Source organism: Aeromonas sp. R10-1 (genome assembly GCF_040908465.1).
In the GTDB taxonomy this organism is placed as follows: Bacteria; Pseudomonadota; Gammaproteobacteria; order Enterobacterales; family Aeromonadaceae; genus Aeromonas; species Aeromonas caviae.
Window position 1 is genome coordinate 415347 of record NZ_JBFODT010000005.1, and the last position, 15048, is coordinate 430394.

At 59.7% G+C, this 15048-nt stretch carries 13 protein-coding genes; 5 read left to right on the plus strand and 8 right to left on the minus strand.

Annotated features, from left to right (window positions below; all coding sequences use genetic code 11):
* The first annotated feature begins 111 nt into the window (after positions 1-111).
* Positions 112-1737, plus strand: coding sequence for a phosphoethanolamine transferase (locus AB5Y93_RS03290; RefSeq protein ID WP_104452675.1), 1626 nt, complete (start codon positions 112-114; stop codon positions 1735-1737).
* A gap of 193 nt (positions 1738-1930) precedes the next feature.
* Here AB5Y93_RS03290 and AB5Y93_RS03295 read toward each other — a convergent pair whose 3' ends face one another.
* The 3 genes from AB5Y93_RS03295 to nagB are packed head-to-tail and all read right to left on the minus strand — an operon-like array spanning position 1931 to position 5105.
* Positions 1931-3145 (minus strand): ROK family protein, encoded by a 1215-nt coding sequence (locus AB5Y93_RS03295; RefSeq protein ID WP_010674096.1) that lies wholly within the window; start codon positions 3143-3145, stop codon positions 1931-1933.
* Positions 3146-3149: 4 nt separating this feature from the next.
* Positions 3150-4295 carry an N-acetylglucosamine-6-phosphate deacetylase gene (nagA, locus tag AB5Y93_RS03300; protein ID WP_368228797.1) on the minus strand — a complete coding sequence of 382 codons (1146 nt, stop codon included), beginning with the start codon at positions 4293-4295 and terminating at the stop codon, positions 3150-3152.
* 9 nt (positions 4296-4304) lie between these two features.
* Positions 4305-5105, minus strand: coding sequence for a glucosamine-6-phosphate deaminase (gene nagB / locus AB5Y93_RS03305; protein ID WP_010674098.1), 801 nt, complete (start codon positions 5103-5105; stop codon positions 4305-4307).
* Between the two features lie 272 nt (positions 5106-5377).
* Between nagB and nagE the strand changes: the two genes are divergently transcribed.
* From nagE to glnS, 3 genes are all read left to right on the plus strand, one after another.
* Entirely contained in the window at positions 5378-6832 is a 1455-nt protein-coding gene (gene nagE, locus AB5Y93_RS03310; protein ID WP_039039841.1) for an N-acetylglucosamine-specific PTS transporter subunit IIBC, read from the plus strand.
* Positions 6833-6954: 122 nt separating this feature from the next.
* Positions 6955-9618, plus strand: a complete 2664-nt coding sequence (locus AB5Y93_RS03315; protein WP_368228798.1) for a beta-N-acetylhexosaminidase — start codon at positions 6955-6957, stop codon at positions 9616-9618.
* A 342-nt stretch (positions 9619-9960) separates the two neighbouring features.
* A complete protein-coding gene (gene glnS, locus AB5Y93_RS03320) occupies positions 9961-11622 on the plus strand; it encodes a glutamine--tRNA ligase (RefSeq protein WP_368228799.1) in 1662 nt (553 codons plus the stop codon).
* A 99-nt stretch (positions 11623-11721) separates the two neighbouring features.
* Here the strand turns inward: glnS and fur are convergent, their stop codons facing one another.
* Positions 11722-12150 carry a ferric iron uptake transcriptional regulator gene (fur, locus tag AB5Y93_RS03325; RefSeq protein WP_214004551.1) on the minus strand — a complete coding sequence of 143 codons (429 nt, stop codon included), beginning with the start codon at positions 12148-12150 and terminating at the stop codon, positions 11722-11724.
* A 231-nt stretch (positions 12151-12381) separates the two neighbouring features.
* Here fur and AB5Y93_RS03330 point away from each other — a divergent pair, with 231 nt between their 5' ends.
* Complete coding sequence (locus AB5Y93_RS03330; RefSeq protein WP_010674103.1) at positions 12382-12855, plus strand: DUF4442 domain-containing protein; 474 nt, start codon at positions 12382-12384, stop codon at positions 12853-12855.
* A gap of 68 nt (positions 12856-12923) precedes the next feature.
* Here the strand turns inward: AB5Y93_RS03330 and fldA are convergent, their stop codons facing one another.
* The 4 genes from fldA to AB5Y93_RS03350 are packed head-to-tail and all read right to left on the minus strand — an operon-like array spanning position 12924 to position 14847.
* Complete coding sequence (gene fldA, locus AB5Y93_RS03335) at positions 12924-13448, minus strand: flavodoxin FldA (RefSeq protein WP_010674104.1); 525 nt, start codon at positions 13446-13448, stop codon at positions 12924-12926.
* A gap of 40 nt (positions 13449-13488) precedes the next feature.
* Positions 13489-13785: a LexA regulated protein gene (ybfE, locus tag AB5Y93_RS03340; RefSeq protein ID WP_005325670.1), complete on the minus strand. Its 297-nt coding sequence runs from the start codon at positions 13783-13785 to the stop codon at positions 13489-13491.
* 20 nt (positions 13786-13805) lie between these two features.
* A complete protein-coding gene (locus tag AB5Y93_RS03345; protein ID WP_010674106.1) occupies positions 13806-14027 on the minus strand; it encodes a DUF2788 domain-containing protein in 222 nt (73 codons plus the stop codon).
* Between the two features lie 55 nt (positions 14028-14082).
* Positions 14083-14847, minus strand: a complete 765-nt coding sequence (locus AB5Y93_RS03350; protein ID WP_052815823.1) for an alpha/beta fold hydrolase — start codon at positions 14845-14847, stop codon at positions 14083-14085.
* Between the last annotated feature and the right edge of the window lie 201 nt (positions 14848-15048).

Consider the following 15048-nt stretch of genomic DNA (forward strand, 5'->3'; position numbering starts at 1 on the left):
GTATCTGGACCTCCCTGGCTCTTGTCCTGTTTTTCAGGGCCGAGCGCCGGGATGGTCACCACGAAGCCTGCTGGCAGGTTGTTAGTTCCACTGGTTTGTCGGAGTCTCTCTATGCGTCTCACTCTGGGAGTGATGAAGGTCAATCTGTTGCTGGTGCTGCTGTTTGCACTGGTCTTCAACTGGCCCATTTTCCTGCACTTTTATCGCATTCTCAGCGCCCTTGAACACGTCAAGGCGGGGTTTGTCCTCTCCATTCCCCTGGTACTGGTGGCGGCCCTCAACGCGGTGTTCCTGCCCTTTACCTTCCGTTATCTGCTCAAGCCCTTTTTCGCCTTGCTCATCCTGACCGGCTCCCTGGTCAGCTACGCCATGCTCAAGTACGGGGTGATCTTCGACATGGGCATGATGCAGAACATCATCGAGACTAACAGCGGGGAGGCGGGCTCCTACCTCAACGGCTCCGTGGTGCTCTGGTTCCTGCTGACCGGCCTGCTGCCGGTGCTGGTGCTGCTGTGGGTGAAGATTGAGTATCCCCGTCCCTGGTACAAGGGACTGGGTCTGCGCCTCGGCTCCATCGCCCTCTCCTTGCTGTTTCTGATGGGGGCTGCCGCCCTTTATTACCAGGATTACGCCTCGGTCGGGCGCAACAACAAGTCCCTCGGCAAGGAGATAGTGCCCGCCAACTATGTGCACGGGCTCTACAAGTACGCCCGGGATGTGGTCTTCGCCACTCCCATTCCCTACCAGCAGATCGGCACCGATGCCAGGGTGATCGGCCAGCACGAGAAGCCGACCCTGATGTTCCTGGTGGTGGGGGAGACGGCTCGCAGCCAGAACTACTCCCTCAACGGCTACAAGAAGGAGACCAACGGCTTCACCGAGAAGGAGGCCAATGTGGTCTCGTTCAGAGACGTGCGCTCCTGCGGCACCGCCACGGCGCTCTCCGTGCCCTGCATGTTCTCGAACATGACCCGGCGCGGCTATGACGAGGCCAGGGCCCAGTCCCAGGATGGCTTGCTGGACGTGCTGCAACATGCCGGGATCTCGGTGCTCTGGAAGGAAAACGACGGCGGCTGCAAGGGGGTGTGCAAAAACGTCCCCACCATCGAGATTGAGCCCAAGGCATTCCCCGCATACTGCTCCGGCAATGCCTGTCATGACGAGGTGCTGTTGCAGGGGCTGGATCAGCAGATCGCCGACATGCAGGGCAAGCAGGGCAGCAAGCTGGTGGCCTTCCACCTGATGGGCAGCCACGGTCCGACCTACTATCGCCGCTACCCGGCCGCCGATCGCGTCTTCCTGCCGGACTGCCCGCGCAGCGACATCGAGAACTGCAGTAACGAAGAGCTGGTGAACACCTATGACAACACCATCCGCTACACCGACAAGGTGCTGGCCCAGCTCATCGACAAGCTCAAGAGCCTGGAGAGCCAGTACAACGTGGGGCTGGTCTATCTGTCGGATCACGGCGAATCCCTCGGCGCCATGGGGCTCTATCTGCACGGCACCCCCTACAAGTTCGCACCGGACGATCAGACCCGGGTGCCGCTCCTGACCTGGTTCTCTCCCCAGTTGCAGGCAGACCGTCAGCTCAATCTGGATTGCCTGCAACAGGAGGCAGCCAGCAAGCGCTTCTCCCACGACAACCTGTTTCACTCCATGCTCGGTATCATGGACGTGCAGACCCAGGTCTATGACGGCAAGCTGGATCTGTTCAAACCGTGCCGGGCGGGGTGAATGGGCCAGAACGGTTGAGCGGCACGACAACCTGTTGCCCCGCACCATGCTCGGCATCATGGACGTGCAGACCCAGGTCTATGACGGCAAGCTGGATCTGTTCAAACCGTGCCGGGCGGGGTGAACCGGCGAAAACAGACCATAAAAAAACGGCAGCCACTGGCTGCCGTTTTCGTATCCGAAGGGGTGGACCTTACTTCTGCTCCATGATGATCTGCAACAGATCCCCTTCCAGCAGGGAGCGCTTGACCAGGGCGAAGCCGCCGATGGTGGGCTGGTTCTGGAAGCGCGCCTTCACGATGGGCAGGCCGCGATGGAAACTTGGCAGAGACTGGTGCTCGACACAGCGGCGGATGGCCGGGATCAGGATCTCTTCGGCGGCGGTGATTTCACCGGCGATGAGCACCTTCTGGGGGTTGAACAGGTTGACCGTGATGGCGATGGCGCGCCCCAGGTGCTCCCCCACGTTCTCGATCACGCTGCGGGCCAGCTCGTCACCGGCCACCGCCGCCTTGCACACCTCCTGGATGGTGATGTGCTTCTCTTGCAGCGAACTCAGGTGACCGCGGCTGATGAGCTCCTTCACCTTGTCGACGATGGCCTCGTTGGAGGCAATGGTCTCGAGGCAGCCGAAGTTGCCGCAGTGGCAGCGCTTGCCAAGGGGTTCGACCTGGATGTGGCCTATTTCGCCGACGTTGCGGTTCTGGCCGAGAAACACCTTGCCCTTGGTGATGATGCCCGAGCCCGTCCCCTGGTGGACACTCACCAGGATGGAGTCCATGCAGTCGCGGGACTCGCCGAAGAAGTGTTCGGCCAGCGCCAGCGAACGGGTGTCGTTGCCCACGTAGCAGGGGAGGTTGAAGTGGTGCTCCAGGAGCTTGGCGAGCCCCAGGTTGCGGATCTGGTAGGTGGGGGTGTAGATGACCATGCCGGATTCCGGGTTGACCAGACCCGGCATGGTCAGCGCGATGCTGATGAGGTTGCGGCTGCGATCCTGATTGGCGTCGATGAAGGCGCCAATCTCCCGCAGCAGCATGTCCACCACCGGTTGCTGCTCGATCTCGGTCACCTGGGTGATGTGCTGATCGAGCTCCTTGCCGTCGAGGTCATACAGGGAGAGCTGCAGGTAGCCGCGACCCAGCTTGGCGGACACAAACTGGAAGCGATGCTTGATGGTGGTCAGGGAGATGGCGCGGCGCCCGCCAGTGGAGGCTTGCGGCGAGGTTTCCCTGATGAGACCGTGCTCGATCAGTTGCCGGGTTATCTTGGTCACGCTGGCCGGGGCCAGCTGACTCAACTCGGCAATTTTGACCCGCGAGATGGGCCCCTGCAGGTCAATGAGGCGATAGACGACCGCACTGTTTACCTGCTTGATAAGATCTACGTTTGCTATTTGTCCGCCAGTCATAGTGTCACTGTGTTGTGTAGTGTCCGTTAACCACGGTCCCGCAGACCGTGAAGGCCTGATCAAAGACGGTGAGGTTGGCAATTTTTCCGACCTGGATACTACCGAGACGCGAGTCCCATCCAATGGCGCGAGCGGGGTAAAGGGTGGCCATTCTCAGTGCTTCGTCGAGCGGCAATCCGACCTGTTTGACCAGATTTTCCACCCCTTCGATCATGGTGAGGGCGGAGCCGCCGAGTGTACCATTCTCATCGACGCACTGACCATCGCGGAAATAGACGGTTGCGCCGCAAAAATCAAATTTCTCAAAGCCTTCCGGTGCACCTGCCGCCGCGGTGGCATCGGTGACCAGCACCAGCCGCTCCCCCAGCATCCTGTGCGCCAGACGCACGTTGGCCCAGTGTACGTGGTGGCCATCGACGATGATGCCCGCATAGACATCCTTGCGATCGTAGATGGCACCGACCACGCCGGGCTCGCGACCGTTCAGGGTCGGGGTCATGGCGTTGTAGAGGTGGGTGGCAAAGCGCATGCCGTTGTTAAAGCCCGCCATGGCCTGGTCGTAGTTGGCGGCGGTGTGGCCGGCGGAGACCAGGATGCCGGCCTCCACCAGACGGCGGATATGCTCGGGCTTGTTGCGCTCCGGCGCCAGGGTGATCTTGGCGATGGCGTCCGCGTTGTCGCAGAAGAAGTCGATCATCTCGTCGGCGGGCTGGCGGATCTGTTCGGCCGGGTGGATCCCCTTGCGCTTGAGGTTGGTGTAGGGCCCTTCCAGATGGACGCCAAGCACCTCGTTGGGGTGGGCGGCCATGTAGTCGCGGGTGACGGCGACGGCCTGCTTCATGTCCGCATCCGGGCTGGTGATCAGGGTCGGCAGGAAGCTGGTGGTCCCGGATTTCAAGTTGGCCGCCTGCATGGTGGCCAGGGTGTCCGTGGTGATGTGACCGTTGAACATGACGCCACCGCAGCCGTTGAGCTGGACGTCGATGAAGCCGGCGCTGAGGTTGGCGCCCTGGAGGTCAATCTGCTCGATGCCGGCGGGCAGTTCTGCCTGGCGGGAGATGGCGACAATCTTGTCGCCATCGATGACCACGCCATAACCGGTCAGCACGCAGCTGCCGGTGTAGAGAGTGCAATTAGTCAGAGCGTACATGGGAGCTCCTCAGAGGTGCTTGATATTGTCGGCTTCCAGTTGCTGGAAGTAGCGCACCGTCTTGACCTTCAACTCCATGGTGGAAGGTTCGTCGCACACCACTATCCCTTTCGGATGCAGTTGCAGGGTGGAGATGGTCCACATGTGGTTGACGCTGCCCTCCACGGTGGCCTGCAGGGCCTGGGCCTTGGCGTGACCGACCACCAGGATCAGGATCTCTTCGGCGTCCATCAGGGTGCCGACACCCACGGTCAGGGCCAGCTTGGGCACCTGCTCCATGTCGCCGCCAAAGAAGCGGGAGTTGGCGATGCGGGTGTCTTCGGTCAGGGTCTTGACCCGGGTACGGGAAGCCAGGGAAGAGGCCGGTTCGTTGAAGGCGATGTGGCCGTCATTGCCGACGCCGCCCATGAACAGGTGGATCTTGCCGTAGGACTTGATCTTGTCTTCGTAACGCTGGCACTCGGCCACCAGATCCTCGGCGTTGCCATTGAGGATGTTGATGTTTTCCGGGCGAATGTCCACGTGATTGAAGAAGTTGTTGTGCATGAAGCTGTGGTAGCTCTCCGGATGTTCCTTGGGCAGCCCCACGTACTCGTCCATGTTGAAGGTGACCACGTTCTGGAAGCTCACCTCGCCGGCTTTATGCAGCTCAATCAGGCGCTTGTAGGTGTTGAGCGGGGTGCCGCCAGTGGGCAGACCCAGCACGAAGGGGCGCTCGGCAGTGGGTTTGAACGCATTGATGCGGTCAACGATGTAACGGGCAGACCAGAGACCCACCTGGCTGGCAGACTTCAACGGGATCAGGCGCATTCTATATACCTCAGTACGGTTGCCGCACAGGGAGTGACGGCAAGGGACCAGACACGGATTCAAGTTGTTTTATAGCGTAAATAAAGATTGCGAACTAAGCCACATCTATCGGCTACCTTTATCTCTGTTGAGTGATAATGATCACGAAAGCTGGTTTATTAATTTGCGCAGCGAAATAAAACACATAGACTGCCAATCAAGCCTTGATGGCTTATGCGTCGAACGTGATAAGCACTTAATTTCTAGAAAAACACCAACTAAGGAGAGGAACCGTGAACATTCTCGGTTATTTGCAAAAGATCGGCCGTGCCCTGATGGTGCCGGTAGCGGTATTGCCTGCCGCCGCGATCCTGATGGGGATTGGCTACTGGATTGACCCGAACGGTTGGGGTGGCGGAAGCCCTCTGGCTGCGTTTCTGATCAAGGCGGGCGCCGCCATCATCGACAGTATGCCCATTCTGTTCGCCGTCGGCGTCGCTTACGGCATGTCCAAGGATAAAGACGGTTCCGCCGCGCTGGCCGGTCTGGTCGGCTTCCTGGTGGTCACCACCCTGCTGAGCCCGGGCGCCGTGGCCCAGATCAAGGGCATCCCGGCCGACCAGGTGCCGGCTGCCTTTGCCAAGATCAGCAACCAGTTCGTCGGCATCCTGTGTGGTGTCATCGCCGCTGAGCTCTACAACCGCTTCAGCAGCGTGGAGCTGCACAAGGCGCTGGCTTTCTTCTCCGGTCGTCGTCTGGTGCCGATCGTGACCTCCGTGGTGATGATCGTCGTCTCCTTCATCCTGATGGCCGTCTGGCCGGTCATCTACGGTGGCCTGGTGAGCTTCGGTGAATCCATCGTCAGCATGGGCTCCACCGGTGCCGGCATCTATGCCTTCTTCAACCGTCTGCTGATCCCGGTCGGTCTGCACCACGCCCTGAACTCCGTGTTCTGGTTCGACGTGGCCGGCATCAACGACATCCCGAACTTCCTGGGTGGCCAGTCCTCCATCGACGCCGGCAAGGCTGTCGTGGGCGTGACCGGCATGTACCAGGCCGGCTTCTTCCCCATCATGATGTTCGGTCTGCCGGGTGCCGCACTGGCCATCTACCACAGCGCGAAGAAAGAGAACAAAGAGAAGGTTGCGTCCATCATGATCGCTGCCGCCTTTGCCGCCTTCTTCACCGGGGTGACCGAGCCGCTCGAGTTCTCCTTCATGTTCGTGGCGCCGGTACTTTACGTCATCCACGCCCTGCTGACCGGTATCTCCGTGTTCATCGCAGCCTCCATGCACTGGATCGCCGGTTTCGGCTTCAGCGCCGGTCTGGTGGATATGGTGCTCTCCAGCCGCAACCCGCTGGCGACCCAGTGGTACATGCTGCTGGTACAGGGTCTGGTCTTCTTCGGCCTCTACTACGTGGTCTTCCGCGCCGTGATCGCCAAGTTCAACCTGAAAACCCCGGGTCGTGAAGATGACGAAGCCGTGCCGGTACAGGCTCAAACCACCGACCGCACCGAGCTGGCCAAGCAGTATCTGGAAGTGCTGGGTGGTCAGGAGAACCTGGTGACCATCGACGCCTGCATCACCCGTCTGCGTCTGACCCTGAAAGACCGCAGCATCGTTGACGAGCGCAAGCTCAAAGCTCTGGGCGCGGCCGGTGTGGTCAAGCTCGGTGAGCAGAACCTGCAGGTGATTCTGGGCCCATTGGCCGAGATCATCGCCGGTGAGATGAAAGCCCTGCGTTAATCGAGCGACTCGCTCACCTCAAGTCTAAGTCCATTGTTGACATAACTAAGGGCCCCGCCTCGGGGCCCCATATAAAAAAAGCCAAGAAAATCCAACCTTTACTTCAAATGAGAGCAGCAGTTATGAACTTGAAACATTCTCTGTTAGCCATTGCCATGTCTACCGTTTTCGCCGGTCCCGCACTTGCAGCCGATGCTGCCAGGCAAGCGGTGGTCGACGCCCTCGCCAGCAACCTCGTCGTCAAGTACGAAGTCGTCACCAATGACGGTGCCGGCGCCGGTCTTGACTGTCAGGCGCTGGGCTCCGAGTGGGCGAGCTGCGGCGTTGCCAAGCTGCACCTGACCAATACCGGTGCCGACGTCACCTCCAAGGACTGGAGCATCTATGTCTCCTCCATCCGCCGCATCCAGCGGGTGGACAACGACCAGTTCACCATCACCCACCTGACCGGCGACCTCTATCGTTTGACGCCGACCGAGAAGTTCCAGGGCTTTGCCAAGGACGCCACGGTCGAGGTGCCCCTGGTGGTGGAATACTGGGTATTGTTCGAATCTGACATCATGCCGAACTGGTATGTTGCCAGTGAAGGGGCCGAGCCGAAAGTGCTGGCCAGCATGAGCAACATCGACGATGCCAGCACCTACGAGAAGCCGATGCCGGCCGATGGCTGGAAGCGCACCAAGGATGACAACAACATCCTGATGAACAGCGAGACCCGTTTCGCCGCCAACCAGACCAGCACCCTGCTGCCTGCCGGCAAGATTGACGACCGCATCCTGCCAAGCCCGATGAAGCAGGTGGTCAAGGCCGGCACGCAAGTCGACTTCTCCACCATCAAGCTCAATGCCCTTGACCTGCCAAGCGATCGCGCCGAGGCCCTGAAGGCGCAACTGACCAAGCTGGGTGTTACCCTCTCCGACACCGGCTACCCGGTCACCATCAAGCTCGGCAGCAAGCTCAAACAGGCCGAAGGCTACGACATGACCATCGGCAAGAAGGGCACCGTCATTCAGGGGCACGACGTTGACGGCGCCTTCTGGGGCGCCCAGTCTCTGATCTCCCTGCTGGGCGTTGACGACAAGCTGGTGAGCCAGATGAGCGTCGAGGATGCGCCGCGCTTTGAATACCGGGGCATGCAGACCGACGTGGCCCGTCACTTCCGAAGCCCGGAGACCATGAAGAAGCTGGTGGATCAGATGTCCGCCATGAAGCTCAACGTGCTGCACCTGGGGCTGACCAACGATGAAGGCTGGCGTCTGGAGATCCCGGGCCTGCCGGAGCTGACCGACGTCGGCAGCCAGCGTTGCCATGACGAGTCCGAAACCAAGTGCCTGATGCCGCAGCTTGGCTCCGGCCCCACCAGCGACAACCAGGGCTCCGGTTTCTACAGCAAGGCGGACTACATCGACCTGGTGCGTTACGCCAAGGCCCGCGGTGTGACCGTGATCCCCGAGATCAACATGCCGGCCCACGCCCGTGCCGCCGTGGTCTCCATGGAGGCACGCTACAAGCGTCTGATGAGCGAGGGCAAAGAGGCCGAGGCCAACCAGTTCCGTCTGACTGACCCGGCCGATACCTCCAACGTCACCTCGGTGCAGTTCTACGACAAGATGTCCTTCATCAACCCCTGCCAGCCGGGGGCCGCCACCTTCGTGGCCAAGGTGATGGATGAAGTGGCCCAGATGCACCAGGCCGCCGGCCAGCCGCTGACCGCCTGGCACTACGGTGGTGACGAGGCGAAGAACATCATGCAGGGCGGTGGTTACCAGGATCCGGCCGTCACCAAGAAAGAAGATCTGGTGGCCTGGAAGGGCAACGTCGACTCCAGCAAGCAGGACAAGCCGTTCGGCAAGTCCCCCATGTGCCAGAAGATGATCGACGATGGCAAGATCAAGGACGTGGCCGAGCTGCCGGTCTACTTTGCCAAGGAAGTGAGCGAGATGGTCAAGGGCCACGGCTTCTCCACCCTGCAGGCGTGGGAAGATGGCCTGAAGTACGCCACGGATGCCAGCGTATTCGCCACCGACAACACCCGGGTCAACTTCTGGGAAACCCTCTACTGGGGTGGTTTCAACGAGGCGATGAAGTGGGCGCACAAGGGCTATGACGTGGTGCTCTCCAACCCGGATTACCTCTACTTCGACTTCCCGAACGAGGTACACCCGGCCGAGCGCGGCTACTACTGGGCAACCCGCTTCAACGACACCCGCAAGGTGTTCGCCTTCGCCCCGGAAAACCTGCCGCAGAACGCCGAGACCTCGGTTGACCGCGATGGCAACGCCTTCGTGGCCAAGGGTGACCAGGATCCGGTCAAGTTCAAGGGGATCTCCGGTCAACAATGGAGTGAAACCGTGCGCACCGATGCCCAGTACGAGTACATGGTCTATCCGCGCATCTTCTCCGTGGCCGAGCGCGCCTGGCACAAGGGCGGCTTCGAGCTCGATTACGTGAAGGGTCGCGAGTTCTCCGGCACGACCAAGCATGTCAACAAGGCCACCCTGAACAAGGAGTGGAACCAGTTTGCCAACATGCTGGGTCAGCGCGTGCTGCCCAAGCTGGACCAGGCCGGGGTGGAATATCGCCTCTCCGTACCGGGTGCCAAGGTGGTGAACGGTGTGCTGGAAGCGAATGTGGATCTGCCGGGTCTGCCCATCCAGTACAGCCTGGATGGCAAGAGCTGGAGCGCCTACGACGCAGCCGCCAAGCCGAGCGTCAACGGCAAGGTCTACCTGCGTACCACCAGCTTCGATGGCAAGCGCACCAGCCGCGTCACCGAGCTGAACTGATAGCTAGCCTTCAATCCATAGCGCAAGGTGGGTCGCAAGACCCGCCTTTCCCAAGGTCGATGGCCATCGGGTTTGGGAAAGGTTGACTCTGCGTGTGAACCTTTGTTGTGTGTGTTTTGTCTGTTTTTCATCACTTGAGACCCCGCCCCGTGCGGGGCTTTTTTTGACCAGGATCTCTGCAATTTCTCCCGTTTCGCCGTTTTTGGTGCGCCAATGACCCGAATTGGCCAAATTCAGGTTGAGGCAGGGCGCGTAATGAGGGATCATACCCGGCTTGACGGCGGGGGTATGAGGGTGCCAGCCGGCACAACGTCCGCCAGTGACGCATTTTTGAGGTGAGCCATGAGTCAGGCGAACAGCCCAACTAACTTTATTCGTCAGATCATTGATGAAGATCTGGCCAGCGGTAAGCACAGCAGCGTGCATACCCGTTTCCCGCCGGAGCCGAACGGTTATCTCCATATCGGCCACGCCAAATCCATCTGCCTGAACTTCGGCATCGCCCGCGACTATCAGGGTCAGTGCAACCTGCGTTTCGATGACACCAACCCGGCGAAGGAAGACATCGAGTTCGTGGAGTCCATCAAGCAGGACGTCCAGTGGCTGGGCTTCCAGTGGAGCGGCGAGATCTGCTACTCCTCCGACTATTTCCACAAGCTGCACGGCTACGCCATCGAGCTCATCGAGAAGGGACTGGCCTATGTGGACGAGCTTTCCCCGGAGCAGATGCGTGAATACCGCGGCACCCTGACCGCCCCTGGCAAGAACAGCCCGTTCCGCGATCGCAGCGTGGAAGAGAACTTGGCCCTGTTCGCCAAGATGAAAAACGGTGAGATGGCCGAAGGCTCCGCCTGCCTGCGCGCCAAGATCGACATGGCATCCCCCTTCATGGTGATGCGCGATCCCGTCATCTATCGCATCAAGTTTGCCCACCACCACCAGACCGGTGACGAGTGGTGCATCTACCCGATGTATGACTTCACCCACTGCATCTCGGACGCCCTGGAGGGGATCACCCACTCCCTGTGTACCCTGGAGTTCCAGGACAACCGTCGCCTGTATGACTGGGTGCTGGACAACATCAGCATCGACTGTCACCCCCGTCAGTACGAGTTCTCCCGTCTGAACCTCGAATACACCGTCATGTCCAAGCGCAAGCTGAACCTGCTGGTGACCGAGGGGCACGTGAACGGCTGGGATGATCCGCGCATGCTGACCGTCTCCGGTCTGCGCCGCCGTGGTTATACCCCGGCCTCCATCCGCGAGTTCTGCAAGCGCATCGGTGTGACCAAGCAGGACAACATCGTCGAGATGAGCATGCTGGAAGCCTGCATCCGCGACGATCTCAACGAGAACGCCCCGCGCGCCATGGCCGTGCTGCACCCGGTGAAGGTGATGATCGAGAACCTGGCGGCGGACGAGGTGCTGACGGCGCCTGCGCACCCGAACAAGCCAGAGATGGGGACCCGTGAGCTGCATTTCTCCCGCGAAATCTTCATCGACGAAGCGGACTTCAAAGAGGAAGCCAACAAGCAGTTCAAGCGGCTGGTGCTGGGCAAGGAAGTGCGCCTGCGCAACGCCTACGTCATCAAGGCTGAACGGGTCGAGAAGGATGCGAACGGCAAGGTTACCTGCATCTACTGCTCTTACGACCCCGAGACTCTGGGCAAGGATCCGGCGGACGGTCGCAAGGTGAAAGGGGTGATCCACTGGGTCAGCGCCACTCACTCCCTGCCGGCCGAAGTGCGTCTCTATGACCGTCTGTTCAAGGTGCCGAACCCGGGCGCCGAGGATGACTTCGAAGCGGCTCTGAATCCGGAATCCCTGGTGATCATCGAAGGGGCCCGGGTGGAAGCTTCCCTGAAGGATGCCAAGCCGGAGTTTGCCTACCAGTTCGAGCGTGAAGGTTACTTCTGCGCCGACAACAAGCTCTCCAGCGCCGAGCGCCTGGTGTTCAACCGCACCGTGGCCCTGCGTGACGTCTGGGGCAAGGCCGAGGCCTGATAGAAGAGGGCAGGGGAGACCCTGCCGCTTCTGATACGGATTGCGGACACAAAAAAGCCAGCATCATGCTGGCTTTTTTACTGCGCCGACCCGGCCGAATCAATCGTCGTGCTTGCAGTCACCGTTGGCGCAGTGGCCATACAGGTAGAGGCTGTGGTTGGTCAGGCGGATGTTGTGCTCCTTGGCGATGTCGCGCTGGCGCTGTTCTATCACCTCGTCGGAGAACTCGATCACCTTGCCGCAGTCGAGGCAGACCAGGTGGTCGTGGTGCTCCTGGGTGGCGAGCTCGAACACCGACTTGCCCCCTTCGAAATGGTGACGGGTGACGATACCGGCATCATCAAACTGGTTGAGAACGCGATAAACGGTAGCGAGACCAATCTCCTCGCCCTGATCGATCAGCCGTTTGTACAGATCTTCCGCACTGGTGTGCTGGCAGTCCGGCTGTTGCAGGATTTCCAGGATCTTGACACGGGGCAAGGTGATCTTGAGCCCGGCCTTTTTTAACGCTTGGTTGTTGTCTGCCATTTCTATTTATTCGCATTCTCGAAGGTGTGGTTATTCTGATTGACTGCCGCTGTAATGGCAACCACGAACTCGCTTGGCCTGTCATTATAGGTCGTAGCCAAGTTAAAAATAAACCCAGCAATTCAAGGGCTTTAGATCATCAAGCCCGTCATGGGAATATTCAGGCCCGCTTGCTCGACCAGAGAATGTTGATACTATGTGACTTCATTATAGTCTGGTCGGATGAGATCCATGGATTGGCTTTTCGGCAATGCCGCCTGGGTGCGCTGCGCCCTCAACGCCTGGCCCCCCTTCTGGGGCGCAGGCATCAAGATAGAAACCCTGAGCCCCGATTTCCGCTTCTGCCGGGTGACGCTCAAGTCCCGCTGGTGGAACAAGAATGCCAACCGGACCCAGTTCGGCGGCAGCATGTTCGCCATGACGGATCCCATCTACCCGTTGATGCTGATGGGCTATTTCAAGAACCGCTACTACGTGTGGGACAAGGCGGGCAGCATCAATTTCATCAAGCCGGGCAAGGGCAAACTGGTGGCGGAGTTCACCCTGAGCGACGCCAAGCTGGCATCGATCGTGGCGGCGACCGAGGGGGGAGAGAAGCACTTTCCCGAGTTCGAGGTGCAGGTGCAGGATGGCCAGGGCGAGCTGGTGGCCCAGGTGAAGCGCACCCTCTATGTTAGATCCAAGCCCCAGCACAGGGGGGGCTGAATGCCTGCTGCAGATGCAACAAGGGCCCCGTCGGGGCCCTTGTTGCATGAAGAGGGAGGGAGATCAGATCACTCCAGCTCGCCCAGGCACATCTCTTCGTGCAGCTGTTTGCACCAGCCCTTGACGCGCTCGGCGGTCAGCTCCGGCTGGCGATCTTCGTCGATGCCCAGGCCCACGAAGTGCTTGTCATCCACGAGCGCCTTGGAGGCTTCGAACTCGTAGCTCGCGGTCGGCCAGTGGCCGATGATGATGGCGCCCTTGGCTTCGACGATGTCACGCAGGGTGCCCATGGCGTCGAGGAAGTACTCGGCATAGTCTTCCTGATCGCCGCATCCGAAGATGGCCACCAGCTTGTTGTTGAAGTCGATCTCTTCGAGTTCGGGGAAGAAGTCGTCCCAATCGGCCTGGGCTTCGCCGTAGTACCAAGTCGGGATGCCGAACATCAGCAGATCGAAGCTGTCGATGTCGGCCTTACTGCTCTTGGCAATGTCACGGACTTCAATCAGTTGTTTGCCCAGTTCTTTCTGGATCATCTTGGCGACAGCTTCGGTATTACCGGTATCGCTGCCGAAAAACAGACCTACACTAGCCATAGTGTTTCGTTACCCGTATCTGGTGTTGATGCTTGACGGTTCAGATTGCGATGCCTGCTGCATGAGCAGACTCGATCTGTTGCTTCAGGATAGATTGGATCAGCTCGGCTCGGCTGACGTTCTGTTGCAGCGCAAGTTGGTTCAGGCGCTCCAGCAACTCGGCTTCCACCTTTAACTCGACCCGTTTCAGCCCGTTCTCACGATCGCGCTTGAGCTGGTTGCGCTTGTTGATCTTGAGCTGGGTCTCGCGGGGGAGTGGATTGGTCTTTGGCCTGCCGGGGCGCTTCTCAGTTGCGAACAGATCCAGTGTTGTTCGATCAGTTTGCTGTTTGGCCATACATCACAGATGAAAAGTAGTTAGCCGATCCCTGAGCCTTCCCAGCCCATTTCGATCAGCCCCTTGGCGACAAAACCCGCGCAACCCAGAAACAGCACCAGCCAGACGATGAAGCGGCCGAAGCGGGGCACATTGCCCCGTTTGAGCACGTCCTGAATGGCCAGACCAATCAGCAGGAAGATGGCCACGAAGAACAGTTTCAGGCCCAGACTCTCGATGAGATCGATGTGTTCACTCAGCATGGATTGCGCGCACTCCTTAAGACGGGCGCACTATATCACAAAGGATTTGAAACTGTTAACCGCCTGTCGACAGGAAATCCACAACCAGTTTGTTGAACAAAACCGGCTTTTCCGCGTGCAGCCAGTGACCCGTGCCGGCGATGACGCGGGCCTTGGCGGCCGGGAATTGGGCCATCGCGGCTCCGGTGTATTCGGGCAGCATATAGTCGGAGTCGCCCCCCTTGATGAAGAGTGTCGCGCCTTCGAAGCGGCGTTCATCGTCGGGCCAGCCCATGATGTTGGCGTAGTTGCGCTCAAGGGCCGGCACGTTGAAACGCCACCCCCATCCAGACTCCCCTTTGGCGAAGGATTTGAGCAGGAACTGGCGCACCCCGGCGATCTCGATGTGCTCGGCCAGCATGGCTTCCGCCTCGCTGCGGCTCTGGGGGGGCGTGGCCAGCGTGGCATTGAGCCCAGCAAACACGTTCTTGTGGCGGGCGTGGGGATAGGCCACCGGGGCGATGTCCGCCACTACCAGCTTGCTGACCATTTGAGGGGCCTGCTTGGCGACCTGCATGGCGACCTTGCCCCCCATGGAGTGACCCACCAGGGCCACCTGTTCAAGTCCAAGATGGTCCAGCAGGGCCAGGATGTCCGCCGCCTGGGCCGGGTAGCTCATCTCGTCCGAGTGAAAGGAGGCGCCGTGATTGCGCAGATCGACGCTGATGACCCGGTATTGTTCACTGAGGGGGCGCGCCAGCAGGCCGAGGTTGTCCAGGCTGCCAAAGAGGCCATGGATCAGCACGACAGTCGGGCCTTCGCCCTGATCCTTGAAGTTCAATCGTGGGTATTGTTGCAAAATGACACCTTATCGGTCGTGGGCTCTATCGCCATAATTTTTAACACACTGAAAGAAAAGGATTTAATTCCTGATGGGGGATTTTTTTGTGGTTTTTTTTCAAAAATATCTCCCCGGGATCGGCTATCAGTGCGGGGGATCACACACTTGGCCCGTCATTATGCCGTATTCTCAAGGAGATTC

Bases quoted from the DNA above. Each gene is read 5' to 3' on its own strand.
- AB5Y93_RS03290 (WP_104452675.1), top strand. From the start codon at position 112: ATGCGTCTCACTCTGGGAGTGATGAAGGTCAATCTGTTGCTGGTGCTG.
- AB5Y93_RS03295 (WP_010674096.1), bottom strand. From the start codon at position 3,145: ATGACTGGCGGACAAATAGCAAACGTAGATCTTATCAAGCAGGTAAAC.
- nagA (WP_368228797.1), bottom strand. From the start codon at position 4,295: ATGTACGCTCTGACTAATTGCACTCTCTACACCGGCAGCTGCGTGCTG.
- nagB (WP_010674098.1), bottom strand. From the start codon at position 5,105: ATGCGCCTGATCCCGTTGAAGTCTGCCAGCCAGGTGGGTCTCTGGTCT.
- AB5Y93_RS03315 (WP_368228798.1), top strand. From the start codon at position 6,955: ATGAACTTGAAACATTCTCTGTTAGCCATTGCCATGTCTACCGTTTTC.
- glnS (WP_368228799.1), top strand. From the start codon at position 9,961: ATGAGTCAGGCGAACAGCCCAACTAACTTTATTCGTCAGATCATTGAT.
- fur (WP_214004551.1), bottom strand. From the start codon at position 12,150: ATGGCAGACAACAACCAAGCGTTAAAAAAGGCCGGGCTCAAGATCACC.
- AB5Y93_RS03330 (WP_010674103.1), top strand. From the start codon at position 12,382: ATGGATTGGCTTTTCGGCAATGCCGCCTGGGTGCGCTGCGCCCTCAAC.
- fldA (WP_010674104.1), bottom strand. From the start codon at position 13,448: ATGGCTAGTGTAGGTCTGTTTTTCGGCAGCGATACCGGTAATACCGAA.
- ybfE (WP_005325670.1), bottom strand. From the start codon at position 13,785: ATGGCCAAACAGCAAACTGATCGAACAACACTGGATCTGTTCGCAACT.
- AB5Y93_RS03345 (WP_010674106.1), bottom strand. From the start codon at position 14,027: ATGCTGAGTGAACACATCGATCTCATCGAGAGTCTGGGCCTGAAACTG.